Origin of the sequence: Vogesella indigofera (genome assembly GCF_003633895.1) — a bacterium.
Classification (GTDB): Bacteria; Pseudomonadota; Gammaproteobacteria; order Burkholderiales; family Chromobacteriaceae; genus Vogesella; species Vogesella indigofera.
Map to the genome: position 1 here is coordinate 265,786 of NZ_RBID01000013.1, position 25,848 is coordinate 291,633.

27 protein-coding genes are annotated in these 25,848 nt (G+C 65.8%); 17 read left to right on the top strand and 10 right to left on the bottom strand.

The annotated features are described in order from the left end of the window. The first annotated feature begins 183 nt into the window (after positions 1-183). From C8E02_RS07370 to C8E02_RS07385, 4 genes are read left to right on the top strand one after another with little or no spacing between them, the layout of a single operon-like run. Positions 184-1,086, top strand: coding sequence for a carbohydrate ABC transporter permease (locus tag C8E02_RS07370; RefSeq protein ID WP_120810287.1), 903 nt, complete (start codon positions 184-186; stop codon positions 1,084-1,086). Continuing rightward, positions 1,079-1,936: a carbohydrate ABC transporter permease gene (locus C8E02_RS07375; protein ID WP_120810288.1), complete on the top strand. Its 858-nt coding sequence runs from the start codon at positions 1,079-1,081 to the stop codon at positions 1,934-1,936. Before C8E02_RS07370 ends, C8E02_RS07375 begins: the two co-directional genes overlap by 8 nt. Before the next feature lie 3 nt (positions 1,937-1,939). After that, positions 1,940-3,049 carry an ABC transporter ATP-binding protein gene (locus C8E02_RS07380; RefSeq protein ID WP_120810289.1) on the top strand — a complete coding sequence of 370 codons (1,110 nt, stop codon included), beginning with the start codon at positions 1,940-1,942 and terminating at the stop codon, positions 3,047-3,049. Continuing rightward, entirely contained in the window at positions 3,049-3,945 is an 897-nt protein-coding gene (locus tag C8E02_RS07385) for an aldo/keto reductase (protein WP_120810290.1), read from the top strand. The genes C8E02_RS07380 and C8E02_RS07385 overlap by 1 nt, the downstream gene beginning before the upstream one ends. A gap of 311 nt (positions 3,946-4,256) precedes the next feature. Here C8E02_RS07385 and C8E02_RS07390 read toward each other — a convergent pair whose 3' ends face one another. Both C8E02_RS07390 and C8E02_RS07395 read right to left on the bottom strand, forming a co-directional pair. After that, positions 4,257-4,739 carry a hypothetical protein gene (locus C8E02_RS07390; RefSeq protein ID WP_120810291.1) on the bottom strand — a complete coding sequence of 161 codons (483 nt, stop codon included), beginning with the start codon at positions 4,737-4,739 and terminating at the stop codon, positions 4,257-4,259. 73 nt (positions 4,740-4,812) lie between these two features. Next, on the bottom strand, positions 4,813-5,235 hold the full coding sequence (locus C8E02_RS07395; RefSeq protein WP_120810292.1) for an Lrp/AsnC family transcriptional regulator: 423 nt from the start codon (positions 5,233-5,235) through the stop codon (positions 4,813-4,815). Positions 5,236-5,364: 129 nt separating this feature from the next. Between C8E02_RS07395 and ctlX the strand changes: the two genes are divergently transcribed. After that, positions 5,365-6,285 carry a citrulline utilization hydrolase CtlX gene (gene ctlX, locus C8E02_RS07400; RefSeq protein ID WP_120810394.1) on the top strand — a complete coding sequence of 307 codons (921 nt, stop codon included), beginning with the start codon at positions 5,365-5,367 and terminating at the stop codon, positions 6,283-6,285. A gap of 160 nt (positions 6,286-6,445) precedes the next feature. Further along, on the top strand, positions 6,446-7,654 hold the full coding sequence (gene alaC, locus C8E02_RS07405) for an alanine transaminase (protein ID WP_120810293.1): 1,209 nt from the start codon (positions 6,446-6,448) through the stop codon (positions 7,652-7,654). A gap of 198 nt (positions 7,655-7,852) precedes the next feature. Here alaC and C8E02_RS07410 read toward each other — a convergent pair whose 3' ends face one another. From C8E02_RS07410 to C8E02_RS07420, 3 genes are all read right to left on the bottom strand, one after another. Beyond that, positions 7,853-8,404 (bottom strand): methylated-DNA--[protein]-cysteine S-methyltransferase, encoded by a 552-nt coding sequence (locus C8E02_RS07410; RefSeq protein WP_120810294.1) that lies wholly within the window; start codon positions 8,402-8,404, stop codon positions 7,853-7,855. Between the two features lie 220 nt (positions 8,405-8,624). Then, positions 8,625-10,514 (bottom strand): ribonuclease catalytic domain-containing protein, encoded by a 1,890-nt coding sequence (locus C8E02_RS07415; protein ID WP_120810295.1) that lies wholly within the window; start codon positions 10,512-10,514, stop codon positions 8,625-8,627. A gap of 105 nt (positions 10,515-10,619) precedes the next feature. After that, a complete protein-coding gene (locus tag C8E02_RS07420; protein WP_120810296.1) occupies positions 10,620-11,111 on the bottom strand; it encodes an Lrp/AsnC family transcriptional regulator in 492 nt (163 codons plus the stop codon). Positions 11,112-11,269: 158 nt separating this feature from the next. Here C8E02_RS07420 and kynU point away from each other — a divergent pair, with 158 nt between their 5' ends. After that, a complete protein-coding gene (kynU, locus tag C8E02_RS07425) occupies positions 11,270-12,520 on the top strand; it encodes a kynureninase (protein ID WP_120810297.1) in 1,251 nt (416 codons plus the stop codon). 69 nt (positions 12,521-12,589) lie between these two features. Here the strand turns inward: kynU and C8E02_RS07430 are convergent, their stop codons facing one another. From C8E02_RS07430 to C8E02_RS07440, 3 genes are all read right to left on the bottom strand, one after another. Further along, complete coding sequence (locus C8E02_RS07430; protein ID WP_047965841.1) at positions 12,590-13,360, bottom strand: DeoR/GlpR family DNA-binding transcription regulator; 771 nt, start codon at positions 13,358-13,360, stop codon at positions 12,590-12,592. Between the two features lie 171 nt (positions 13,361-13,531). After that, positions 13,532-13,855, bottom strand: a complete 324-nt coding sequence (locus tag C8E02_RS07435; protein ID WP_120810298.1) for an MGMT family protein — start codon at positions 13,853-13,855, stop codon at positions 13,532-13,534. Beyond that, positions 13,855-14,505, bottom strand: a complete 651-nt coding sequence (locus C8E02_RS07440; protein WP_047965839.1) for an MBL fold metallo-hydrolase — start codon at positions 14,503-14,505, stop codon at positions 13,855-13,857. Before C8E02_RS07440 ends, C8E02_RS07435 begins: the two co-directional genes overlap by 1 nt. A gap of 276 nt (positions 14,506-14,781) precedes the next feature. On the opposite strand from C8E02_RS07440, the gene gap reads away from it, so the two are divergent. From gap to C8E02_RS07460, 4 genes are all read left to right on the top strand, one after another. After that, the gene (gap, locus tag C8E02_RS07445; RefSeq protein ID WP_120810299.1) at positions 14,782-15,792 is read left to right on the top strand and encodes a type I glyceraldehyde-3-phosphate dehydrogenase; all 1,011 of its coding nucleotides are present in this window, start codon (positions 14,782-14,784) and stop codon (positions 15,790-15,792) included. A 287-nt stretch (positions 15,793-16,079) separates the two neighbouring features. Beyond that, positions 16,080-16,394, top strand: a complete 315-nt coding sequence (locus C8E02_RS07450; protein ID WP_047965837.1) for an ElaB/YgaM/YqjD family protein — start codon at positions 16,080-16,082, stop codon at positions 16,392-16,394. Beyond that, positions 16,394-16,774, top strand: coding sequence for a phage holin family protein (locus C8E02_RS07455; RefSeq protein WP_047965836.1), 381 nt, complete (start codon positions 16,394-16,396; stop codon positions 16,772-16,774). Before C8E02_RS07450 ends, C8E02_RS07455 begins: the two co-directional genes overlap by 1 nt. Then, entirely contained in the window at positions 16,771-17,016 is a 246-nt protein-coding gene (locus C8E02_RS07460; RefSeq protein WP_120810300.1) for a hypothetical protein, read from the top strand. Before C8E02_RS07455 ends, C8E02_RS07460 begins: the two co-directional genes overlap by 4 nt. A gap of 64 nt (positions 17,017-17,080) precedes the next feature. On the opposite strand, the gene C8E02_RS07465 is transcribed toward C8E02_RS07460, so the two are convergent. After that, complete coding sequence (locus tag C8E02_RS07465; protein ID WP_047965834.1) at positions 17,081-17,524, bottom strand: Lrp/AsnC family transcriptional regulator; 444 nt, start codon at positions 17,522-17,524, stop codon at positions 17,081-17,083. Between the two features lie 644 nt (positions 17,525-18,168). Here C8E02_RS07465 and C8E02_RS07470 point away from each other — a divergent pair. From C8E02_RS07470 to C8E02_RS07485, 4 genes are read left to right on the top strand one after another with little or no spacing between them, the layout of a single operon-like run. Continuing rightward, positions 18,169-18,714 carry an iron transporter gene (locus tag C8E02_RS07470; protein WP_245961096.1) on the top strand — a complete coding sequence of 182 codons (546 nt, stop codon included), beginning with the start codon at positions 18,169-18,171 and terminating at the stop codon, positions 18,712-18,714. Positions 18,715-18,771: 57 nt separating this feature from the next. Then, positions 18,772-19,101: a cupredoxin domain-containing protein gene (locus C8E02_RS07475; RefSeq protein ID WP_120810301.1), complete on the top strand. Its 330-nt coding sequence runs from the start codon at positions 18,772-18,774 to the stop codon at positions 19,099-19,101. 12 nt (positions 19,102-19,113) lie between these two features. Further along, entirely contained in the window at positions 19,114-19,941 is an 828-nt protein-coding gene (locus C8E02_RS07480) for an FTR1 family iron permease (RefSeq protein WP_120810302.1), read from the top strand. Next, a complete protein-coding gene (locus tag C8E02_RS07485) occupies positions 19,938-21,344 on the top strand; it encodes a 4Fe-4S binding protein (protein WP_120810303.1) in 1,407 nt (468 codons plus the stop codon). The genes C8E02_RS07480 and C8E02_RS07485 overlap by 4 nt, the downstream gene beginning before the upstream one ends. A gap of 77 nt (positions 21,345-21,421) precedes the next feature. Here C8E02_RS07485 and C8E02_RS07490 read toward each other — a convergent pair whose 3' ends face one another. Beyond that, the gene (locus C8E02_RS07490) at positions 21,422-23,434 is read right to left on the bottom strand and encodes a BCCT family transporter (protein WP_120810304.1); all 2,013 of its coding nucleotides are present in this window, start codon (positions 23,432-23,434) and stop codon (positions 21,422-21,424) included. A gap of 366 nt (positions 23,435-23,800) precedes the next feature. On the opposite strand from C8E02_RS07490, the gene phoB reads away from it, so the two are divergent. Further along, the gene (phoB, locus tag C8E02_RS07495; protein WP_047965829.1) at positions 23,801-24,490 is read left to right on the top strand and encodes a phosphate regulon transcriptional regulator PhoB; all 690 of its coding nucleotides are present in this window, start codon (positions 23,801-23,803) and stop codon (positions 24,488-24,490) included. A gap of 4 nt (positions 24,491-24,494) precedes the next feature. Then, entirely contained in the window at positions 24,495-25,799 is a 1,305-nt protein-coding gene (phoR, locus tag C8E02_RS07500) for a phosphate regulon sensor histidine kinase PhoR (RefSeq protein WP_120810305.1), read from the top strand. Positions 25,800-25,848: the final 49 nt, after the last annotated feature.

Genomic DNA, 25,848 nt, shown 5'->3' on the forward strand with positions numbered 1-25,848 from the left:
AGACCTGAATCGTACTTAACGCCGTATCGCCCCAGTTGAAATCAAATCGCAGCAGATCGTGAACAGGCTCTAAGCAGCGTGTGATCCGCGGCACCGGTGGCCCCCCGCCGCCGGTCTGACCGGTCCGCCCCAGGCGGGCGGACCGGCTGCCGTGTTTTTGTACCGAGACAGCAAGGAATCATCATGTCCGGATCTTCATCCCAAGGCAGCCTGCACGCGCTGGCCGACCGCTGGCTGCCCAAGCTGGTGCTGTCGCCGACGCTGGCTGCCAGCCTGATCTTCGTCTACGGCTTCATCGCCTGGACCGGCTGGCTCTCGTTTACCGAGTCCCGCCTGATGCCGCGCTACGAGTGGGCCGGCTTCGTGCAATACCAGGCACTGTTCGAAAACGAGCGCTGGTGGACCGCTGCGGCCAACCTTGGCCTCTTCGGCGGCCTGTTCATCCTGTTCTGCCTGCTGGTCGGCCTGCTGATGGCCGTGCTGCTGGACCAGAAAATCCGCGCCGAAGGCATGCTGCGCACCATCTACCTGTACCCGATGGCACTGTCCTTCGTGGTCACCGGCACCGCCTGGAAGTGGATGCTGAACCCCGACATGGGCCTGCAAAAGGTGGTAGTCGACCTCGGCTTCACCGACTTCACCTTCGACTGGCTGGTCAACCCGGACATGGCGATCTACACCGTGGTCATCGCCGGGGTGTGGCAGAGCTCCGGCTTCGTGATGGCGCTGTTCCTCGCCGGCCTGCGCGGCATCGACGACTCCATCATCAAGGCGGCGCAGGTGGACGGCGCATCGCTGCCCACCATCTACCGCCGCATCCTGATCCCGTCGCTGCGCCCGGTGTTCTTCAGCGTGCTGCTGATCCTGTCGCACATCGCCATCAAGAGCTTCGACCTGGTGATGGCGCTGACCGGCGGCGGCCCCGGCAACTCGTCCGACGTGCCGGCGATCTTCATGTACCAGTTCGCCTTTACCCGTGGCCAGCTGGGGGTGGGTGCCGCCTCCGCGATGATGATGCTGTTCACCATCGTCGCCGTGCTGGTGCCGCTGATGTATATGGAAACAAGGAGTGCCAAACGTGTTTAAGAACCTCACCGTTGGCCGCGCGCTGGTGTACGCCGCGCTGCTCCTGATGGCCATCTACTACCTGTTGCCGCTGTACGTGATGCTGACCACCTCGTTCAAGTCGCTGGACGACATCCGCGAGGGCAATATGCTGGCGCTGCCGCAAGCGTGGCAGGGCGGCGCCTGGGCCAAAGCCTGGGCGGAAGCCTGCACCGGCGTCGAGTGCAACGGCATGCAGGGCTTCTTCTGGAACTCGATCAAGATGACGCTGCCGGCGGTGGCGATCTCCACCCTGCTCGGCGCCGTCAACGGCTACGTGGTGTCGATGTGGCGCTTCCGCGGCTCCGACGCGCTGTTCACCATGCTGCTGGTCGGTTGCTTCATTCCGTTCCAGGTGGTGCTGCTACCGATGGCACAGCTCTTGGGCCTGCTCGGGCTGGCCAACACCACCGCCGGGCTGGTACTGGTGCACGTGGTGTACGGCACCGCGTTCACCACCCTGTTCTTCCGCAACTTCTACATCACGGTGCCGGACGAGCTGGTGAAGGCGGCGCGCATTGACGGCGCCGGCTTCTGGACCATCTTCTTCCGCATCCTGCTGCCGATCTCCGGCCCGATCTTCGTGGTCTGCATCATCTGGCAGTTCACCCAGATCTGGAACGACTTCCTGTTCGGCGTGGTGTTCGCCTCCGGCGAATCGCAGCCGATCACGGTGGCGCTGAACAATCTGGTCAACACCTCCACCGGGGTGAAGGAATACAACGTGGACATGGCCGCGGCGATCATCGCCGCGCTGCCTACCCTGTTCGTTTACATGGTTGCCGGCCGCTACTTCGTGCGTGGCCTGACAGCCGGTGCCGTGAAAGGTTAAGAAATGGCAGCGCTTTCCATCAATAACGTGTGCAAGACCTACGCCAACGGCACCGACGTGCTCAAGGGCATCAACATCGCGATCGAGGACGGCGAGTTCCTGATCCTGGTCGGCCCGTCCGGCTGCGGCAAATCCACGCTGCTGAACATGATCGCGGGGCTGGACGACATCTCCAGCGGCGACATCGCCATCGGCGGCAAGCGCGTGAACGAGCTGTCGCCCAAGGACCGCGACATCGCGATGGTGTTCCAGAGCTACGCGCTGTACCCGTCGATGACCGTGCGCGAGAACATCAGCTTCGGCCTGGAAATCCGCAAGACGCCCCGGGCCGAGATCGACGCCACCGTCAAGCGCGTGGCCGAGATGCTGCAGATCACCCACCTGCTGGAACGCAAGCCGGGGCAGATGTCCGGCGGCCAGCGCCAGCGGGTGGCGATGGGCCGCGCGCTGGCGCGCAACCCGGCGATCTTCCTGTTCGACGAGCCGCTGTCCAACCTCGACGCCAAGCTGCGCGTGGAGATGCGCACCGAGATCAAGCTGATGCACCAGCGCCTGAAATCGACCATCGTCTACGTGACCCATGATCAAATTGAAGCGATGACGCTGGGCGACAAGATCGCGGTGATGAAGGACGGCATCGTGCAGCAGTTCGGCAGCCCGCAGGACATCTACGACAACCCGGCCAACCTGTTCGTCGCCGGCTTCATCGGCTCGCCGTCGATGAACTTCATCCCGGCCACCGTGGTGCAGTCCGGCAGCGACATCGGCGTGAAAGTGTGCGACGACAAGGGCTGCGTGGTGCTGCCGCTGCCGCACGACAAGGCGAAGCTGGCCGGCTGGGTGGGCAAGGAAGTGATCTTCGGCATCCGTCCGGAACAGATCACCGACGCGCGCACCGCCTACCGCGACGGCCTGCCGGTGATGGCCTGCCACATCGACGTGATCGAGCCGACCGGCCCGGACACGCTGGTGTTCGTGTCGCTGAACAACACCAAGGTCTGCTGCCGCACCCACCCGACCGAGGCCAAGTACCCGGGCGAGAGCATGGAACTGGTGTTCGACGTGTCCAAGGCGGTGCTGTTCGACCCGAAAACCGAGGCGAGGATCGTGTAATGAGCCGGCTGACCTTGCAAGGGTTGGCCGCAGACGGGCCGCTGCTGTCACCGGTGGCGGCCGGCGTGTGGCGCCTGGACGAGTGGGGCTTCGACGATGCGGCGCTGGCGGCGTGGGTGGAACACGCCATCGCGCTGGGCATCACCACCTTCGACCATGCCGACCTGTACGGCGGCTTTCGCTGCGAGGCGCTGTTCGGGCGCTGGCTGAAGGCCAATCCGTCGCGGCGCGACGCCATCCAGCTGGTCAGCAAGTGCGGCATCAAGCCGCCGGATGCGGCGCGCGGCTGGCGGGTGAAGCACTACGACACCAGCGCCGCGCACATCACCGCCAGCGTGCACGCCTCGCTGCAGCACCTGGGCAGCGACCACCTGGACCTGCTGCTGATCCACCGCCCGGACCCACTGCTGGACACCGACGAGGTGGCAGAAACCTTCGAGCGCCTGCGCGAGGCGGGCAAGGTACTGCACTTCGGCGTGTCCAACTTCAGCCCGGCGCAATACGCGCTGCTGGCCTCGCGCACCCGGCTGGTCACCAACCAGGTCGAAGCCTCGCTGCTGCACCTGGATCCGCTCATCGACGGCACCTTCGACCAGTGCCAGCAACTGGGCGTGCGCCCGATGCTGTGGTCGCCGCTGGCCGGCGGCCGCCTGTTCGACGCTGCGGCCAAGCCGGCGCTGGCGGCCGAACTGGCACGGCTGGCCACGCACTACGCGGTCACACAGGCCACCGTCGCGCTGGCCTGGCTCATCCGCCACCCGAGCCGGCCGCTGCCCATCATCGGCTCGCGCAAGTTGGCCGCACTGGACGAGGCGGCCGCCGCCTGCCGGCTGACGCTGGCGCGCGAGGACTGGTTCGCGCTGCTGCAGGCGGCGCGCGGCACGGAAGTGGCCTGAGCCGGCGGCAGTTGCAACGGCCACCGCGCCCGACCATTCCCTTTGCCTCACCACGGCGGCCTGCGGGCCGCTGTTTTCATGCGGCCAACCCTGGCCACAAGCACCTAAAACAGCGACCAAGCGGTGGCCGATGTCATCACGGCCGCGGCCGCCATCCTGCATACAACGTTGGCCGCAAACCGTGCGGCCGGTCAGCGGCGCACCTCTTCCGTTACCCGCCAACCTGCCCCCCCCAAAAAAAACAAGCTTGGCCGCCAGCGATCACCGGCGGCCAAGCTTGTCTCCCCGCGTGGCGGAGGGCGCCCGTGCGCCTAGTCGCGGCTGGCCTGCCCCGCCAGCAACACCTTCCTGGCAACGGCGTAGCAGTCGTCCACGTGTGCGTTGCCGACCAGCTTCATCGCGCCAAAGCTGAGCGACGCCGCCAGCGCCTGCCCCAGCAGCGGCACGAAGCGGGCCGCCGACTTGGTCGCCAGCCGCAACCCGATGCGCTGCAGCACCTTCAGCAGCAAGGGCCGGGTCACCAGCTTGCCGATCAGCTCGCTGCCGATGCTGGTGATGGCCACCAGCATGATTTTCTTCAGCTGCGGATCCAGCGCCTCGATCTGCTCCGGGCTGAGGCCGAACTTGCGGTTGATGGCCGGGATCATTTCCAGCAGCAGGCTGACATCGGCGCCGATGTCCAGCCCCGGGATCGGCAGCACCGCGGCGCCGGCGGAGAGGCCGGCGCGTTTGGTTACCATCGCCTTGCATTCGTCGCGCAGGGCGTCCAGTTCGGCCAGCGTGCGTGGCGGCATGATTATTCCTTTCTGTCTCTGTTCCTGTTGCTCTGCTCGGGCAGCTTGCGGCCAACGTTGGCCGCAGGCCGCGTCACACCTTGTGTGTGGACAGCAGCAGGCTGGTCTCGGTGGCGGCGATGCCGGGGATCAGCCGGATGCGGCCCAGCACGCGGTCGAACTGTTCCAGCGTGTCGGCGCGCAGCTCGGTGACGATGTCCCAGCGGCCGTTGGTGGAGTGCAGCGCGTACACGTGCGGCTCGCCGCGCAGCGCCTGCAGTACCGCCGGCGTCCGGTTGCCCTCCACCGCGATATTCATCCACGCGCGGATGCGGTGCGCCTCTGCCTCCGGCTTCAGCCGCACGGTGTAGCCGATGATCACCCCGCTCTGCTCCAGCTTGTCGATGCGGTTCTGCACCGTGGCGCGCGACACCCGCAGCCGCTGCGCCAGCTCGGTCACCGACATGCGCGCATTGTCGCGCAGCAGCGCGATCAGCTGGCGATCTGTATCACTCATTGACATAACGCTACCCAAAAAGATCAATCTGCCAGTTTTTCGCCGGAAAAGTGACAGATTGTCAACTTCAGTATGGCAGCAAGCGACCGGAAAATAAGCACCATCCAAACCAGACCGCTACCCGCCGCCATGACCCAGACCACCCGCAACATCGTGATGATCCGCCCCGCCAATTTCTTTTCCAATCCGGAAACCCGCGCCTCCAACCGCTTCCAGAAGCCGGGCCAGGACGACGCGGCGGCGCAGGACAGCGCGCGGGCGGAGTTTGACGGCTATGTGGCGGCATTGCGCGCCGCTGGCGTCAACGTGCTGGTGATCGACGACGAGCCGGAGGGCAATACCCCGGACGCCATCTTCCCCAACAACTGGATCAGCATGCACCCGGACGGCCGCGTGTTCCTGTATCCGATGGAAGCGCCCAACCGCCGCCGCGAACGCCGCGACAGCGTGATCGCGCGCATCCGCGCAGAGTTTGCCATCGGCGAGCTGGCCGACCTCAGCGCCTTTGAGGACGAGGGCAAGTTCCTGGAGGGCACCGGGTCGATGGTGTTCGACCACGACCATCGCCTCGCCTATGTCTGCCGGTCCTCGCGCAGCCACCCCGAGGTGCTGACCGCGCTGCTGATGCAGCTGGACTACCAGGCGCTGCTGTTCGACGCCGTCGACCGCGGCGGTGCCGCCATCTACCACACCAACGTGATGATGGCGGTCGGCCGCACGCTGGCGGTGGTGTGCCTGGAGGCCATCCAGCCGGCCAGCGCCCGCCAGCAGGTGCGCGAGCAGCTGCAGCGCCACGGCAAGCAGATCATCGACATCGACTACACGCAGATGGAAAACTTCTGCGGCAACGTGATCGAGCTGGCCGACGCCGCCGGCAAAGCGGTGTTCGCGATGTCGTCGCGCGCCTGGCAGGCATTCACCCCGCAGCAACAGGCCACGTTGGCCGCAAACGGCACGGTGGCGCATGCGCCGCTGGACACCATCGAGAACCTCGGCGGCGGCGGCGCGCGCTGCATGGTGGCCGAGAACTTCCTGCCCCGGCACCGTTGAGCCGCCGCTGAGCCGTCGCGTCTGGCCTGCGGCCAACCTTGGCCACCACGTTCGGCGCGACACTGGACAAGCGCCATGCCGGCCGCTTACGATGGCCCTTCCCCTGTGTCGGGGGAGCGTCGCTCGGACGGTTCCGGGCGCTTACGTTGAAGGATTCCCCATGTCGTCTACCGGCAAGCGCCGCTTTGCGCGCATCGATCGTCTCCCGCCCTACGTTTTCAACATCACCGCCGAACGCAAGATGGCCGCCCGCCGCCGTGGCGACGACATCGTCGACATGAGCATGGGCAACCCCGACGGCGCCACGCCGCCACACATCGTCGCCAAGCTCACCGAAGCCGCCCAGCGCCCGGATACCCACGGCTACTCGGCGTCCAAGGGCATCCCGCGCCTGCGCCGCGCCATCAGCCGCTGGTACCAGGAGCGCTACCAGGTGGACATCGACCCCGACAGCGAGGCCATCGTCACCATCGGCTCCAAGGAAGGGCTGGCGCACCTGATGCTGGCGACGCTGGACCGCGGCGACACCGTGCTGGTGCCGGACCCGAGCTACCCGATCCACATCTACGGCGCGGTGATCGCCGGCGCGCAGATCCGCAGCGTGCCGCTGGCGCCGGGCATCGACTTCTTTGCCGAGCTGGAAAACGCCATTCGCGGCAGCTACCCCAAGCCGAAGATGATCGTCATCGGCTTCCCGTCCAACCCCACCGCGCAGTGCGTGGAGCTGGACTTCTTCGAGCGCGTGATCGCGCTGGCGAAGAAGCACGACATCTTCGTGGTGCACGACCTCGCCTACGCCGACATCGTGTTCGACGGCTGGAAGGCGCCGTCCATCATGCAGGTGCCAGGCGCCAAGGACATCGCGGTGGAGTTCTTCACCCTGTCCAAGAGCTACAACATGGCCGGCTGGCGCATCGGCTTCATGGTCGGCAACCCCGATCTGGTCGCCGCGCTGGCGCGCATCAAGAGCTATCACGACTACGGCACCTTCACCCCACTGCAGATTGCGGCCATCGCCGCGCTGGAGGGCGACCAGCAGTGCGTGAAGGACATCGCCGCCACCTACCAGAAGCGCCGCGACGTGCTGTACAAGGGGCTGATGGAGGCCGGCTGGCAGGTGGAGCTGCCGAAGGCGTCGATGTACATCTGGGCGCGCATTCCCGAGCACTACCGCAGCCTGGGCTCGCTGGCGTTTGCCAACCTGCTGCTGGACCAGGCCCGCGTGTCGGTGTCGCCCGGCGTCGGCTTTGGCGACTACGGCGACGAGTACGTGCGCTTCGCGCTGATCGAGAACGAGAGCCGCATCCGCCAGGCCATCCGCGGCATCAAGACCATGTTCCGCGCCGACGGCATCCTGCCGCCGGGCTGAGCCTGACTTTCCCGGATGCGTCGGTGACTTCCCGGATGCGCCGACACACTGACGCTCCCCGGATGCGGCGTCGCCTTATCCGGGCGACCAGACTTACCCGGACGACCAAACCGAGCCAACCATGCAACACGCCGCCCATACCGGGCGGCGTTTTCTTTTGCGGCCAACGTTGGCCGCAAGGCACTGGCGGGTCGGGCGTCAGAACAGCTGCGGCTGGGTGTCGCCGAAGCGGCTGCGCTGCTCGTGCTGCAGCAGCCAGGCCTTGCGCTGCAGGCCGCCGCCGTAGCCGGTGAGGCTGCCGTCCTTACCGATCACGCGGTGACAGGGCACGATGATGGCGACGCGGTTGGCACCGTTGGCGCCGGCCACCGCACGGATAGCGGCGGGGTTGCCCAGCCGCTCGGCCTGCTGCTGGTAGCTGGCGGTGTCGCCATAGGGAATCTGCTGCAGCGCCGCCCACACCTGCTGCTGGAAGGCGGTGCCGGGCAGGTGCAGCGCCACCTCGAACTGCTGGCGCGTGCCGGCAAAGTACTCGCCGATCTCGACCTCGGCCTGGCGGGTATGGGCGTTTTCGCCGGCGATGATGCGCGTTTGCAGCAGGCGCTGCAGGTCTTCGAATTCGCGCTCGTTGCGCTGGCTGACGGCAAACTCCAGCAGGCACACGCCCTGTTCGCTGGCGCACACGAACATCGGCCCCAGCGGGCTGTGAAAACGGTGAAGCAGGATGGGGGCGGGTTGTGTGCTGTGCATGGTGTTGCTGCCGGTGGGTTGCGTGAAATGGTGCCCCGGGCGCCGCCAACAGAATATCGCGACCGACGCAGGCCGTCCTAATGGTACGGCAAGGCGCGCAACGCAGGAGCGGGTTTTGTTAGTGGCGCCGGGCCGCGCTGACGGTCATGAGCGGACAAAAAAAGGCCCCGCCGTGGCGGGGCCGGGTCTTGCCGCTTGCGGCCAACCCTGGCCGCAACGCTCAGGCCGGTTGCTCGCTAGCCGCCGCGGCCGGCTGCTGCTTGCGCTCGATGACCTCGATGAAGCGGAACTCGATCTCCTGCATCAGCTCGTCGATGCGGATGATCTGCAGCTTGATGCGGTCGCCGGCGGCCAGCTCCGGCAGGCCGGGGATGCGCTGGCGCATCGGCACGCCGTCGATGCGCACCAGGTCTTCCTTGATGTAGCTGGCGGTCGGCTCGCTGATGCCTTGCTGGCTGAACCAGCGCAGGCACCAGAAGTGCTCCATCTTGTCCTGGAAGCCGAGGTAGGCACTGTAGGCGGCGTCGAAATCGCGCAGCAGCGCGAACAGCATCGCGTCGCCCTGCGGGTATTGCGGTGTCTCGCCGCGGATCATCGCCACCAGCTGGCGCTGGTTGACGAAGTCCGACGCGCGGCGCAGCGGCGAGGTGCTCCACGCGTACTGCTGCACGCCCAGGCCGATGTGCGGCTCCGGACGGGTGGTCATGCGTACCTTGCCCATGCTCTGCGCGCGGTACATCGCCGGGATGTCGGCCTCGGCCAGCATGCGGCCCCACTCGCTGTTGGCGAGGATCATCAGCTCGGACACCAGCTTGTCCATCGGCGAGCCGCGCTTGCGCACGCTGATGATCACCTTGCCGTCGACCACGTTGAAGTTGTAGTCCACCTGCGGCGGGCGGTTCGGGTCCGGTGTCTTGCCGCGGAACGCCTCGCGCGCGTTGGCGAACTGCCACAGCCAGACCAATTCCTTCTTGAACGCGTAGTCCGGGCCGAAGCCGTCTGCGGCCAAGGTGTCCTCGTTGAACACCTGCTCCAGCTGGTCGTGGCGCAGGTTGGCCGCGATGTTGACGCGCTCGATGCGGTTGTCGAAGCCGACCAGCGAGAAGTCCGGCGCCACCTCAACGTACAGGCTCAGCGCCGGGCAGGCCTGGCCTTCCTGCAGCGTGAACTGCTGCACCACGTCGTCCGGCAGCATGGTGATCTTGTCGCCGGGGAAGTAGACGGTGGACAGCCGGTTGTGCACCAGCTTTTCGATGTCGGAGCCGACCGCCACGCCCAGCGTCGGCGCGGCGATGTGGATGCCGACGCGGATGTTGCCGTTATCCAGCCACGCAACCGACAGCGCGTCGTCGATCTCCGTGGTGGCGGCGTCGTCGATGGAGAAGGCCTGCACCTCGGACAGCGGCAGGTCGGCCGGCATGGTGGCCGGCGCGTAGCTGCCAAAGCCCAGCCCTTTCGGGAAGTGCTCCAGCTGGAAGCCGGCCATCAGGTATTCCGGCACCGACGGGATGCCGCCGACGTGGTGCGCCAGGCGCAGCGGCGGCAGGCCGCTGGCACGGCTGGCCTGGTCGAAGGCCTTGAATTCGAGGGTGTTCTTGTCCGGGCGGTACAGCAGCGGCATCAGGTGGCTGCGGATCGCGTCCGGCAGCGTGCCGGCGGCCAGCTCGGCGGCCCAGGCGTCGACCTGTTCCTGCTCGCGCTTCTTGCGCTCGATACCGGCCAGCGCCGCCTTCAGCGTCTCTTCCGGTGCCGACTTGAAGCGGCCCTTGGCCTTCTTGTAGAAGTACATCGGCGCCGCGTACAGCTTGATCAGGATGGCGGCCGATTCGAACGCGTTCGGCGCGTGGCCGAAGTAGTCGGCGGCCAGGGTGTCGAAGCCGAACTCGTCGTCGCCGCAGCATTCCCACAGAAAGTCGACGTCGATGTCGGCCGCAATCGCCTCGGCCGCGGGCAGGAAGTCCTGCAGCGCGCTGGAAAACTCCAGGAACACGTTGGCGGCCTTGAGTTTGGCGCGCTTGCCGTGCTGGGTGTCGACTTGCAGGCTGGCATCATTGCGGGAGACGATGCTGCCCACCTTGAAGCTGCCGCTTTCTTCGTAAAAGACGTTCATGCTGGCTCTGCGGGACAGGCTCGCCCCGGATCGTAGGTGAAACCGGAAAGTATACCAGCAGCGCCGCTGATCCCGCCGTGCCATCGCACCGCGGTGTGGGTTTTGTCACGACACGCCGCCGCGCGTCGTCTTGTCCGCCAGCGGCAGCACGCCGAGCTGGTTCTTGATGGTCTGCATCACGATGTAGGAACAGATGTCGCGCATGCCCGGCAGCTTGTTCAGCTTGTCGACGACAAAGGCGGAAAACGCCGCCAGATTGGCGCAGCGCACGTGCAGCATGTAGTTGCACGGCCCGGCGACGATGTAGGCGGCGGCGACCTCGTCGAAGGCCTGCACCTGCTGCAGAAAGGTGTCGTGCCAGTCGTCGCGGCTGCGGTCGAGGCTGACCTGCACCATCGCCTCCAGCTCGAAGCCCAGCCGCGCCGCGTCCAGCTCGGCACGGTAGCCGCGGATCAGGCCAGACTCCTCCAGCATGCGCACCCGGCGCAGGCAGGCCGACGGCGACAGCGCCACCTGGTCGGCGAGGTCCTGGTTACTGAGCCGGCCGTTGTGCTGCAGCGCGGCCAGAATGCGCCAGTCGATTGCGTCCAGTTGCATTTGCAAGACTCCACGAAATAAATACCGTAAAAGTGAATATTCTGTGAAATCAGCCACTTTCACAATCCGAACTTGCAATTTTTCTGGCGCGCGACGCTGCTAAGCTATGTTCATGGCTGCACCGTTGCGGCCAACCTTAGCCCACAAGGAGCCCTACCATGCTTAGCCGTCTCGACTGCCTGCAGGCCGACCAGCAAGACCCGCTTGCCCGCTTCCGCCAGCAGTTCGCACTGCCCGCCGACACCATCTACCTCGACGGCAATTCGCTGGGCGTGCTGCCGCACAGCGCGCTGGCGCGCAGCCAGCAGGTGATCGCCGAACAGTGGGGGCAAGGCCTGATCCGCAGCTGGAACGACGCCGGCTGGTTCGAGCTGCCCGCGCGGCTGGGCAACAAGCTGGCGGCGCTGCTGGGTGCCGACGCCGACGAGGTGGTGGTCACCGACACCACCTCGCTCAACCTGTTCAAGGCACTGGCCGCCGCGCTGCGCATCCAGCAGCAGGCACATCCGGCACGGCGGGTGATCGTGTCCGAGCGCGACAACTTCCCCACCGACCTGTACATGATTCAGGGCCTGATCGACCTGCTGCAGCAGGGCTACGAGCTGCGCCTGATCGACGAGGCGCTGCCGCTGGCGACGGCGCTGGACAACGACGTCGCCGTGCTGCTGCTGTCGCACGTCAACTACCGCACCGGCTACCAGTACGACATGGCGGCGACCAACGAACTCGCCCACCGCCACGGCGCGCTGACGATCTGGGATCTGGCGCACGCCGCCGGCGCGGTGCCGCTGGCACTGAATGCCGCCGATGCCGACTTTGCCGTCGGCTGCACCTACAAGTACCTGAACGGCGGCCCCGGCGCGCCGGCCTTCATCTGGGTGGCGCCGCGGCACCAGGACCGCTTCTGGCAGCCGCTGTCCGGCTGGTGGGGCCACGCGCGGCCGTTCGAGATGGGCAGCGACTACCAGCCGGCCGGCGGCATCCGCCGCTTCCTGTGCGGCACGCAGCCCATCGTGTCGCTGGCGCTGCTGGAGTGCGGGCTGGACATCGCGCTGCAGGCGGACATGGACGTGGTACGGCGCAAGTCGCTGGCGCTAACCGACCTGTTCATCGAGTTGGTGGAGCAGCGCTGCGGCGAGCATCCGCTGACGCTGATCACCCCGCGCGATCATGCGCAGCGCGGCAGCCACGTCAGCTACCGTCACCCGCACGGCTTTGCCGTGATGCAGGCGCTGATTGCCGCCGGCGTGATCGGCGACTACCGCGAACCGGAAGTGCTGCGCTTCGGCATCACCCCGCTCTATCTGGGCTACACCGACATCTGGGACGCGGTCGACACCCTGAAACGGATCCTCGACAGCGGCAGCTGGGATGCGCCGCAATTCCACCGCCGCGGCGCGGTGACCTGAGCCTTGCGGTCAACCTTGCACAAACAAACAGGGCACCCGCGGGTGCCCTGTTTTGTGCTGCGTGACCTGTCAGACCGGATCGGCCAGATACATCCTCACGCTGTGTTCCTCCAGCAGCTTTTTCAGGCTCTCCGGCGGCATCGCGTCGGTGTAGATGGCGTTGAATTCGCTGATGTGGCCCATGCGCACCAGCGCATTGCGGCCGAACTTGCTGTGGTCGGCGGCGAGGAAGCGGTGACGGGCGTTGGCCATCATCGCCTGCGCCACGCGCACTTCGCGGTAGTCGAAATCAAGCAGCGAGCCGTCAGCCTCTATTCCCGACACCCCGATCACCGCGTAGTCGACCTTGAACTGGTTGATGAAGTCCAGCGTCGCCACCCCGGTGATGCCGCCGTCTGAGGCCCGCACCACGCCGGAGGTGATCATCACCGTGAAATCGGGGTTGGTGGACATGATCGAGGCGACGTGGATGTTGTTGGTGATCACGCGCAGCCCCTTGTGGGTGCTGGTCAGCGCCTGCGCCACCGCCTCGATGGTGGTGCCGATGCTCATGAACAGCGAGGCATGGTCGGGGATGTTTTCCGCGATCATGTCGGCGATGTGCGCCTTTTCGCTCTGCAGCTTGCCCTTGCGCGCGAAGTAATCCTCGTTCTCCACGCTGCTGCCGAGGGCGGCGCCACCGTGATAGCGGCGCAGCAGGTTGGCCTCGCACAGCTGGTTGATGTCGCGGCGGATGGTCTGCGGGGTAACGTCCAGCAAGCGGGCGAGCTCTTCAATCGGCATAAAGCCGTTTTCGCGCACCAGCTGCAAAATCTTGTCGTGTCTGGGTGATCGGCTCATGGCAGCAAGTTCGTAAACGAAAATTACAGCTTAGTCTTTAACATAGTTGCTACATAAACCGCAACTTTTCGGCGCCACAAACGAACCATTCGCCATAAAAAACGCCAGCGCGGTCAGCGCTGGCGGGGCGGGGTACTGGCCGCGCGCCGCCGTGCCATCTGCCGCGCGCACTCAGCGCAGGAAATACGCCGGCGGCCAGCCATAACGGAACAGGTCGACGCGGCCCTTGCCGTCCAGCTCGATGCCGTCCTGCAGCAGCAGCAGGCGCTGGTAGTCGGCGCCCTCGCTGCCCGGCCGCGCGATGCGGCCGCCGCTGCCGACCACGCGGAACCACGGCAGCGCCAGCTCCGCCGGCAGCCGCCCCAGCAGCGCGCCGACATGGCGCGCGTGGCGCGGATAGCCGGCCAGCGCCGCCAGCGTGCCGTAGGTGCTGACCATCCCCGGCGGAATGTCGCGCAGCGCGCGCAGCACCGCGTGCTCGAACTCCGGCGCCATCAGCCGTAGCGGCGGTCGGCAACGAAGGGGTTGCTGCGCCGCTCCTCTCCTATAGTGGTAAAGGGGCCATGCCCCGGCACCACCACCATGTCGTCCGGCAGCGCGAACAGCTTGCCGCGGATGGCGTCGATCAGTTGCTGGTGGTTGCCCATCGGGAAGTCGGTACGCCCGATGCTGCCCTGGAACAGCACGTCGCCGACGATGCAAAGGTTGGCCGCATGACTGACAAACACCACATGACCCGGGGTGTGGCCGGGACAGTGCAGCACCGCCAGCACTTCCTCACCCACCGTCACCGTGTCGCCCTCTTCCAGCCAGCGCTCCGGCGTCAGCGGCTCGCTGCGCGGAAAGCCGAACATGGTGCCTTGGCTGGGCAGCTGGTCGAGCCAGAAGCTTTCGGCCCGCTGCGGGCCTTCGATCGCCACCCCCAGCGCATCGGCCAGCGCGCGTGCGCCGCCGGCGTGGTCGATGTGGCCGTGGGTGAGCAGCAACTTTTCCACCGTCAGGTCGTGCTCGCGCACGAAGGCGAGGATGCGGTCGATGTCGCCGCCGGCGTCGACCACGGCGGCACGGCGGGTGACATCGCACCAGATCACGGAACAGTTTTGCTGGAATGGCGTCACCGGGACGACTTGCAGTTGCAGGGACATGGCAGGCATCACTTGAAGGGAGTCAGTCTTGGGATTGTGGCACGGGCGGGCGGTGCGGCCAACCTTGCCGCCGCCGGCAAGCCGCAGAGACCGGCGCCGGTCACAATCAGGCCCTGACGCGGCGAAATTGAGTAAAGAAGTGTTAACAGGCGCCGTTGTTGGTAATCCACCCCTTACAGTGGTGTAGTCGGTTGAGTACATCGGCCATTGCGGCAACGATGTCATGCATCGGGACGCGACCGTGCGTCCGGCCAAACACAAGAAAGAGGAGTCATCATGGCACTGAAACTGGCAATTAACGGCTATGGCCGTATCGGTCGCATGGTACTGCGTGCCTGGCAGGAACGCTTCGCCGACAAGGATATTGAAATCGTTGCCATCAACGATCTGGGCAATCCGGAACTGCACGCCCACCTGACCAAGTACGATTCCATCCACGGCCCGTTCCCCGGCACCGTGGCACTGGACGGCGACAAGCTGGTGGTCAACGGCAAGCCGATCCAGCTGCTGTCGGTACGCAACCCGGCCGAACTGCCGTGGGGCGAGATGGGCATCGACATCGTGCTGGAATGCACCGGCATCTTCACCAAGCGCGACAAGGCCGGCCTGCACCTGCAAGCCGGTGCCAAGAAGGTGCTGATCTCCGCGCCGGCCGACGATGCCGACGCCACCATCGTGTTCGGCGTCAACGACAACACCCTGCGCAGCGAGATGAGCATCGTGTCCAACGCCAGCTGCACCACCAACTGCCTGGCACCGCTGGTCAAGCCGCTGAACGACACCATCGGCGTCGCCCACGGCCTGATGACCACCGTGCACTCCTACACCAACGACCAGGTGTTGCTGGATACCGAACACAGCGACCTGCGCCGCGCCCGTTCCGCCGCGCTGTCGATGATCCCGACCAAGACCGGCGCCGCCGCCGCCGTCGGCCTGGTGCTGCCGGAGCTGAAAGGCAAGCTGGACGGCTTCGCCGTGCGCGTGCCGACCGCCAACGTGTCGCTGGTGGACCTGACCTTCACCGCCCGCCGCGATACCACCGTCGCCGAGGTGAACGAGATCGTCACTGCCGCCGCCAATGGTCCGCTCAAGGGCGTGCTGGCGGTGAACACCCTGCCGCTGGTGTCCATCGACTTCATGCACAACCCGGCGTCCAGTGTGTTCGACGCCTCGCTGACCCGCGTCATTGAGGGCCGCCAGGTGAAGGTACTGTCGTGGTACGACAACGAGTGGGGCTTCTCCAACCGCATGCTGGACACCGCACGCGCCTGGGCTGCCGCCAAGTAATTCCCTGGCGTCCGTGTGGAGACGGACGCCTTGCTCTTTGGTTCTGTTGCTTCTTCGTGCATAAACCGTTTGCCTGCCCGCCACCGGGCAGGCTTTTTTACGTCTATGCTCAAGCATGCCGTTGCGGAACCTTTTGCCGTCGGCACAGCCCATCCAGCACCGGCCATGACAATGCACTGAACTGCCCGCCTGCGTGCGCACCCCGACGCGGGTGGCCGCGACAGGGCCAGGGCCGGTACCCGGGTTGACGTTTTTCCACGTTGTGATGTTCGTCCAAGGAGGTAGTCATGCCAGATCAATTCCTTAACGCCGAGAAAGAAAAACTGCTGGCCGATGTGCGCAGCGTGCTCAACCATACCGAGGAGCTGCTGGCCAGTGCCGGCGAGGAAGGCGGCGCCAAGGCGCTGGAACTGCGCAACAAGCTCAGCGCCAACCTGAAGCTGGCCAAGGAACGGCTGCTGGACGCGGAAAAGGCGACGGTGGCAAAAGCCCGGGCCGCGGCCAAGGTCACCGACAACTACGTGCATGAACACCCGTGGAAAGCGATCGGCATCGCCGCCGCCATCGCCTTCCTGCTCGGGCTGCTGGTGTCGCGCCGCTGATGGCTGATACCCCGCGCCTGGGTAGCCTCGCCTCGCTGCTGCACGGGCTGGGCGCGCTGCTGTTCAACCGCGCCGAGCTGGCGCGGCTGGAGTGGCAGGAGCAACAGGAACGGCTGCTGCTGCAGACCATGCTGGCGGGGCTGGCGGTATTGCTGCTGCTGGCGGCGCTGATCGCGCTGCTGCTGTTCGTGGCGCTGGTGACGCCGGCGGCGTGGCGCGCCACGGTGATGGGCGCGCTGGCACTGCTGCTGGCTGGCAGCGGCATCGGCCTGCTGCTGGCGCTGCGGCGCCGTGCGGAACGCGCCCCGGCGGCATTCGCCAGCACGCTGCAGGAGCTGCGCAAGGACTGGCAGGCCCTGTCCGGCAAGGAGCTGCCATGACGCGAGCGCAACGCGAAGAACGCAAGCAGTTGCTGCTGCTGAAGGGGGAATTGCTGCGCATGCAGCTGGTGCTGGAAGCCGAACGCTGGCGCCAGCCGGCGCACCTGCTGCGCCAGGGCGTCAGCCTGTTCGGCGCCTCCGCCGGCAGCGGCCTGCTGTTGCTGCTGCGTCAGGGCCGGCTGCGGCGCTGGCTGCGGTGGCTGCTGGCCATCCTCGGCCTGTGGCGGATGCTGCGGCGCTGACGGCAATACCGACCGGCGGCCCATGGACGCCGGCTTCCCGACTCGCCCGCCGTGGCGCTGGCGCTTACTCGTCGTCGCGCCAGCCCGGCATCCGCGCACCGACCGGCACGTCGATCACGATCGAGGTCTTGGTGTCGCCGTACTGCATCAGCCGCGCGATCACCTGCTGCAGGGTGGCCATATTGTCGACCGCCACCTTGATCATCAGCCCGCTGCTGCCGGTGATCGAGTAGCACTCGGTGATCTCCGGCATCGTCTTCAGCGTCTCCAGCACACCGTAGTATTCCAGGTTTTTCACCGTCAGCTCGATCAGGCACTGGATCGGGTAGCCCAGCTTTTCCGGGTTGATTATTGCCCGATATCCGGTAATGACACCGGAACGCTCCAGTTTTTCCACTCTTTCGGCAACAGCCGGTGCCGACAGGCTGACGCGGCGCGCCAGTTCGGCGTAGCTGAGACGGGCGTTTTCATGCAGTGCAGCAATGATTTTGCGATCAAACTTGTCCATGCTTTGGATTCGAAAGTAAATTTGCCAAAAATAAATTGTATACAAAGAACATCGACAATAAAACCTTTGATTACCTGTTATCGGGGGGCAACAAGCCACGTACAATTCGCCCCGTGTTGGCAGTAGCGGGTCCGCGCCCGAGGCTGTCGACTTCTGGATACGTATGAGGGTGTCGGTGTCCCTGGCATCTTTGAACTGTTCTGGTGATCTCTTTGTCCCTGGTCTTTGTGTTTGTGGCCCGAGTGGCCGCAAACCGACCCTTAGTCGCCTGTCCCTCACCGGACAGGCGTTTTTTTTTGCGCCGCGCGCGCGTACCTGCGTCACCCTGCCCCCGCCACCGCGTGCGATCGCCATCCTTCCCCTCAGCACACCGCCTTATCTCGCCAGCCCTTAATCCAGATCAATCCGCTGCCGCTGCCTGCTGACGACAATACGAAGCATTCTTCTTTGTAGTCATGCCGCCGCAGCCTGCCCCTCACGCGCGCGCCGCCACGGCTGACGTTGCGGCTTGCGGCTTGCGGCTTGCGGCTTGCGGCCAACCTTGCCTGCCGCTGTGGCTTGCCGGCAACAGTAAAGGTTCGCATTTAAGTTTTTATTAAGATTCGCGCTGCTCTAATGGCGCCCCCTCCGCAAAGGAACCCGTGATGAAAAAAAGCATGATCCCGGCGCTGGCCCTGCCCGTGCTGCTTGGCCTCAGCCTGTCGGCCCAGGCGCTGGAATACCCGATCGGCAAGCCGCAGCTGAAAGGCGGCATGGAGATCGCCGCCGTCTACCTGCAGCCGGTGAAAATGGAACCGGACGGCATGATGCGCAAGGCGGAACAGTCCGACATCCACCTCGAAGCCGACATCCACGCCACCGCCAGCAACAAGAACGGCCTGGCCGAGGGCGACTGGGTGCCGTACCTGCTGATCAAGTACGAAATCAGCAAGGTCGGCGGCAAGGACGTGGTCAAGGGCGACTTCATGCCGATGGTGGCCTCCGACGGCCCGCACTACGGCGACAACATCAAGCTGCAAGGCCCGGGCAAGTACAAGCTGAAGTACACCATCCTGCCGCCGAGCATGAACCCGCACGCCCACTTCGGCCGTCATGTCGACAAGGAAACCGGCGTCGCGCCGTGGTTCCAGCCGATCGAGCTGAACTACGAATTCACCTACGCCGGCATCGGCAAGAAGGGCGGCTACTAAGCCGCACCCGCTGCGGCCGCACCCCGGCCGCAGCCCACCCCCCCACAGGAGCACTCCATGCGTGCACGCCATATCCTGCCACTGCTGGCCCTGCTGCTGGCCGGCACCGCCCACGCCGAGGAATTGCCGGTGTTCCGGCTGGAACTGAACGACGGCCAGCTGAAGCCGGCACGGCTGCTGGTGCCGGCCGGCAAGCGCTTCAAGATCGAGATCTTCAATCGCGGCAAGACGCCGGTGGAGTTCGAAAGCCTGCAGCTGCGCAAGGAAAAGGTACTGGCCCCCGGCGCGCAGAGTTTCGTGGTGTTCAACCCGCTCAGCGCCGGCGAGTACAAGTTTTTCGACGAATTCCACATGGCGACGGCACAGGGCGTGCTGGTCGTGAAGTAAGGAGCGGGCGCGATGGAACAGGTGTTGTTTATCGTCTGGCGCGAGAGCGTGGAAGCGATGCTGGTGATCGGCATCCTGCACGCGTGGCTGTCGCAAAACCCGGCCGCCGGCGGCAAGCGCTGGCTGTGGGGCGGGGTACTGGCCGGGCTGCTGCTGGCGGCGCTGCTGGCACTGGGCCTGTTTGCCGCCAGCGAGGTGTTCGGCAGCTACCAAGAGCTGTTCCAGGCGGCGATGGTGTTCAGCGCCGCGGCGCTGATCGTGCACATGGTGTTGTGGATGCGCGAGCACGGCCGCAGCCTGAAACGCGAGCTGGAGGCCGGCCTTGCCGCCAGCCGCGCGCGCAATAACGGCTGGGGCATCCTGCTGCTGGTGGCGCTGGCGGTCGGCCGCGAAGGCAGCGAGACCGTGGTCTTCCTGTACGGCACGTTGTCCGGTAGCGAGGGCACCGCGCTGTGGCCGCTGCTGCTGGCCGGGGTCGCCGGCTTCCTGTTGGCGCTGCTGTCGTTCTGGCTGCTGCAGCTGGGTGGGCGCTACCTGTCGTGGCGACTGTTCTTTCGCGCCACCGAAATCATGCTGCTGTTGCTGGCGGCGGCACTGTTCACCAGCGGCATCGACAAGCTGATCTCGCTGGACATCCTGCCGGCACTGGTCGATCCGCTGTGGGACAGCTCGGCGCTGCTGGACGACATGAGCGCCAGCGGCGGCGTGGTGTCGGCGCTGACCGGCTACCGCGCGCACCCGGCGCTGATGACGCTGCTGGCCTACGCCGGCTACTGGCTGGCGGTGCTGGCGCTGATGCGCTGGCGCAGCCACCGCGTGGCGACAAGGTTGGCCGCATGAAACTGCACGATTGCAGCACGGCAGCCGCCACGCGACCGTGGCTGGCGCGGGTCGGCGATGGCCTGCAGCGGCACGCGCCGCTGATCCGCCGCCTGCAGTGGCTGGTGGTGGCGGTGTACCTGTTATTGATCGTGCTGCCGGTGCTGACGCCGCTGCCGGACGAAACCGCACACCTGTGGAACCACATCACCCTGATCGCACAGTTTGCGTTCTGGGGCATCTGGTGGCCATTCGTGCTGCTGTCGATGGTGCTGTTCGGCCGGCTGTGGTGCGGCGTGCTGTGTCCGGAGGGTGCGCTGTCGGAATGGGCGGCACGGCACGGCAAGGCACGGCCGATTCCGCGCTGGCTGCGCTGGCCGGGCTGGCCGTTCACCGCCTTCGTGCTGACCACGGTGTACGGGCAGATGGTCAGCGTCTACCAGTATCCGCAGGCGGTGCTGCTGGTGCTGGGCGGCTCCACCGTCGCCGCGGTGTGGGTCGGCTACTACTACACCCGCGGCAAGCGCGCCTGGTGCCGCTACCTGTGCCCGGTCAACGGCGTGTTCGCGCTGCTGGCCAAGCTGGCGCCGCTGCATTTCCGCGTCAACGAAGAGGCGTGGCAGGCGTCGCTGGCGCACAAGCGCGTGCTGCCGATCAAGGCGGTGGACTGTGCACCACTGCTGCCGGTCCGGCAGATGGAAGGCGCCAGCGGCTGTCACATGTGCGGCCGCTGCAGCGGCCACCGCGACGCGGTGACGCTCAGCGCCCGTTCGCCGGCCGACGAGGTGGTGCGCCTCGGCGCGCGCGACGCGGACGGCTGGCAGAGCGCGCTGATCCTGTTCGGCCTGCTCGGCGTCGCCATCGGCGCCTTCCACTGGAGCGCCAGCCCGTGGTTCGTCACCCTGCGCACCGCGCTGGCGGAGTGGCTGATCGAGCGCGACCTGCTGTGGCCGCTGGACGCCGACGCGCCGTGGTGGCTGCTGACCAACTACCCGCTGCGCAACGACGTGTTCAGCTGGCTGGACGGCGGCCTGCTGCTGGCCTACATCGCCGTCACCGCCCTCGCGCTGGGCGGGCTGTGCAGCCTGCTGCTGGCGGCGGCGGTCGCCTGCCACGGCTGGCAGCGGCAGCGCTTTCACCACCTGGTGCAGGCGCTGATCCCGCTGGCCGGTTGCGGCGTGTTCCTCGGCCTCACCACCGTCACCCTCAGCCTGCTGCGCAGCGAGCACATCGTGTGGCCATGGGTCAACGACGCGCGGCTGCTGCTGTTGCTGGGCGCCAATGGCTGGTCGCTGTGGCTGGCGGCGCGCATCGGCGCCAGCTGGCATCGCAGCCGGCTGCGGCAGGCGCTGGCGCTGCTGCCGTTCTGCGCCGCGCTGCTGTGGATCGACAGCGCCTGGGGCTGGCTGTTCTGGTGGTGGTAAACCACTGAATCGCCGATCAGTTGCCACTCAATAAAAGGTTGGCCGCAAGCATGCTTGCGGCCAACCTTTTTGCTGCCTCAGCCGTGCGCCGGTGCCGCACTGAGCAGACGCGCCTGCTCGTCATGCAGTAACACCAGATAACGCTGGTACTGCTTCAGCACGTCGGCAATGACCTCCTGCTGCTGCAGGTATTCGATGCTGTAGCCCTCGCGACCATCCACAAAAAATGTCATCGGTTGATAGCTGTACAAACGCTGTCCGGCTGGCAGCGCCACATCGCGCAGGACAAAGGCCGGTGTCGCCTGCTCCACACAGCGCACGCCGTAGACGAAGTCGCGGAGTGACGGCTGCGGGATACTCAGCTGCACGGTCCCGCTGACGGCATCGCGCGTGACCTCTGCCGTCACGCCGCGGGTGGCCATTTCCGCCGCCACCGCCTGCAGTGCCGGCTGCACCGTGTCATCGATAAACTGCTGCACCTCGGCCGCCTGCGGCTGGTTCAGCATCACCGCCAGGCGCTGTCGCCAGTGGTGGCCACTCCAGAACGACGTTGCCGGTGCCAGTGCTTGTGTGGCGTGATGACGGTCGGCACGCAAACCGCGCAGCAGCCCGTAGCACAGCAACAGCATGATGGCGGCAAACGGCAGTGCACTGATCAGCGTCATCGCCTGCAAGGCCTTCAGCCCGCCAGCGGCAAGCAGTACCGCCGCCGTTAGCCCCAGCAGCGCCGCCCAGAAACAGCGCTGCCACAGCGGCGACTGCGCCGCACCACGGCTGGCGATGGCATTGAGTACCAGCGCCCCGGAATCGGCTGAAGTTACAAAGAACACCGCCACCAGCAGCACCGCCACGCCGGACGTCAGCTGCGGGTACGGCAGGTAATCAAAGAAACGGAACAGTAATGCGTCGACATTGCCGGCGCTGGCGCCCAGCACACCGGCAGCGACATGGCTGTCCAGCCAGATCGCGCTGTTGCCGAACACCGTCATCCACAACAGGTTGAACAGCGACGGCACCAGCAGTACGCCGATGATGAATTCGCGGATGGTGCGCCCGCGCGAAATACGGGCAATGAACATGCCGACAAACGGCGACCACGAAATCCACCATGCCCAGTACAGCAGCGTCCAGCCGCCAAACCAGCCTTGCATGTCGCTGTCGCTGTAGCTGAAGGTGCGGAAGGTCAACGACACTACGCTGGACAGGTACTGGCCGATGTTTTCGCTGAAGGCGTTAAGCAGGTACAGCGTCGGCCCGGTCACCAGCACGAACAGCAATAGCAGTCCGGCCAGCGTCAGGTTCAGTTCGCTCAGACGGCGCACCCCCTTGTCCAGCCCGGAAGCCACCGATAGCCCGGCCAACAGCATCACCACCGCGATCAGACCCAACTGGAATGTCAGCGCCGAGGTGTCCTGTCCGGTCAGCGTGGCAAGCCCGGCGCTGATTTGCAGCACGCCATAGCCCAGGGTGGTGGCGATACCGAAGACGGTGCCGACCAGCGCAAAGACGTCCACCGCATGGCCGAGCGGGCCGTTGATGCGCTCACCCAGCAGCGGATACAGGCCGGAACGCACTGTCAGAGGCAGCTGGTAACGGAAACCAAAATAGGCCAGCACCAGACCGACTACGCCGTAAATCGCCCACGCGTGCAACCCCCAGTGCTGGAAGGTGGTCAGCATCGCCACCTGCCCTGCCACCGCAGGTGTCACCGCGGCGGTGGGCGGATTGAGGAAGTGCAGCATCGGCTCGCCGACCCCAAAGTACATCAGGCCGATACCCATGCCGGCTGCGAACAGCATCGCCAGCCACGAGGTAAACGAGAATTCCGGCCGCGATTCATCCGGCCCCAGCCGGATATCGCCGTAGCGACTGACCGCAATGGCCAGCAACAGCAACAGGAAGATCGCCACCGCCAGGATATAGAACCAGCCGAAGTGACGGATCACCCACTGCTGCGCCAATAAAAAGGTGTGCTCGGCACTGCTCGGCAGCAGTACCGCCCAAGCCAGCAGACTGCCGATCAGCAGCAGGCTGGGAATGAATACTGGCCAAGCCAGCGTGGTGGAACGGGAGGAGATAACGTTGTCCATGCTTTCCCTTCAAAAGTTGGGTGGCAGGATGTCGCGGGAGCGTCCAGATCGCTGGAGAAGACTGCAAAATAGCGGATAAAGCAAGAATATCTGTCGGTGACAGACAATTGGACTGGGCGCATCACGGCACGCCGCGAGAGGCGGCATTCTACGTGACAATTAATTTTTGTACAAAACTTAATTACAAACAAATTAAAGCACTACCGGTGCCGCGGTCGATTCGTGACATAATCGCGCGGCTTCTCCGGCCAGCAGCGGCATATCCTGCCATTTCGTTGGCATGAAGCGGACGGAAGCATGAAGCGTCATATTTCTGTAACGCCCTGTTTCTATCCTTGCCATAATTTCCAATGGGAGGATGCCCACATGGCTGCCAATATCCTGCTTGTCGAAGACGAGCCCGCGATCCAGGAACTGATTGCCTTCAACCTGACCCAGGCCGGCCATCACGTGCTGCGCGCCAGTACCGCCGAAGCGGCGCTGATGCTGGTGAAGAACGCCCTACCCGACCTGATCCTGCTGGACTGGATGCTGCCGGGTGCCTCCGGCGTCGAGATCGCGCGCAAGCTGCGCGGCGATGAGCGCACGCGCCAGATCCCGATCATCATGCTCACCGCCCGCTCCGAAGAGCAGGACAAGGTGCAGGGGCTGGAAGCCGGCGCCGACGACTACATCACCAAGCCGTTCTCGCCGCGTGAGATGCTGGCGCGCATCAAGGCGGTGCTGCGCCGCCGCGCGCCGCAGATGACCGACGACGCGGTCGAAGTGAAAGGGCTGCGCCTGGATCCGGCCACCCACCGCGTGCAGGGCAACGGCGACACCATCGACCTCGGCCCCACCGAATTCCGCCTGCTGCACTTCTTCATGACCCACGCCGAACGCGTGCACTCGCGCACCCAGCTCTTGGACCAGGTGTGGGGCGACCACATCTTCGTCGAGGAGCGCACCGTCGACGTGCACATCCGCCGCCTGCGCAGCGCGCTGGAGGCCACCGGCCATGACGCGCTGATCCAGACCGTGCGCGGCACCGGCTACCGTTTCTCGGCACAGGGGTAGACCATTGACTGACTTTGCGCGGCGTTCGCTGGGCTGGCTGTTCGCCATCAGCAGCATCGCTTTCGGCTTTTCGCTGATCTACGGCCCGGAGATCGGGCTGCTGGTGCTGTGCGGCCAGCTGCTGCTGTGGCTGGGTTTCCACCTGCACCATATCGGGCTGCTGCTGCGCTGGCTGGAGCGGCCGGCCCCCGGGCGCATTCCGGAAGGCTACGGCATCTGGCACAACGCGTTCATGGCGCTGTACCGCCAGGCGCGCAAGCAGAAGCAGAGCAAGCGCAAGCTGGCCAGCATCCTCGACCGCTTCATCAACGCCGGCGAGGCGATGCCGGACGGCGTGGTGGTGCTCGACGAGTACGACCGCATCGAGTGGGTCAACCCGGTCGGCGTCGAACACTTCGGGCTGGACCCGAAGGCCGATGTCGGCAACCAGATCCTCAACCTGGTGCGCCAGCCCTCGTTCCACACCTATATGGCGGCGCAGAGCTACAGCCAGCCGCTGATCCTGCACAGCCCGACCCCGGACGAGCGCGTGCTGTCCATCCAGCTGGTGCCGTTCGACATCACCCGCAAGCTGCTGCTGTCGCGCGACATCACCCAGCTGGAGCGGGTGCAGACCGTGCACCGCGACTTCGTCGCCAACGTGTCGCACGAGCTGCGTACGCCGCTGACCGTGGTCGGCGGTTTCCTGGAGACGCTGTCCGACATGCCGGAGGTCGACGACGCCACCCTGCGCCAGTTCCTGGCGCTGATGCTGGAACAGTCGCGACGGATGCAGAGCCTGGTCGAGGACCTGCTGACGCTGTCGCGCATCGAGAACAGCCCGCGCAGCATGCAGCAGGAAACGGTGAACATGGACCAGCTGCTGGACACGCTGATGGTGGAAGCCGAAGGCCTGTCGCAGGGCCGCCACCAGATCACGCTGGACAACCGCTGCCGCCGCTGGCTGCGCGGCAACGTGCAGGAGCTGCACTCGGCGTTCGGCAACCTGGTGTCCAACGCGGTGCGCTACACCCCGGAAGGCGGCAGCATCACCCTCGCCTGGCAGGAACAGGACGAGGGCCGCGCCGTGTTCAGCGTCAGCGATACCGGCATCGGCATCCCGCGCGAACACCTGCCGCGGCTGACCGAGCGCTTCTACCGCGTCGACCGCGGCCGCTCGCGCGGCAACGGCGGCACCGGCCTCGGCCTCGCCATCGTCAAGCACGTGCTGGCGCGCCACCAGGCGCGGCTGGAAGTGCACAGCGAGCCGGACAAGGGCAGCTGCTTCAGCGTGATCTTCAACGCCGAACAGCTGGCCGCCCGCGAATGAGCCACCGGCAGCGGCCGTGCCATCCGGTCGCCGCGCGGCACGTAGTCGC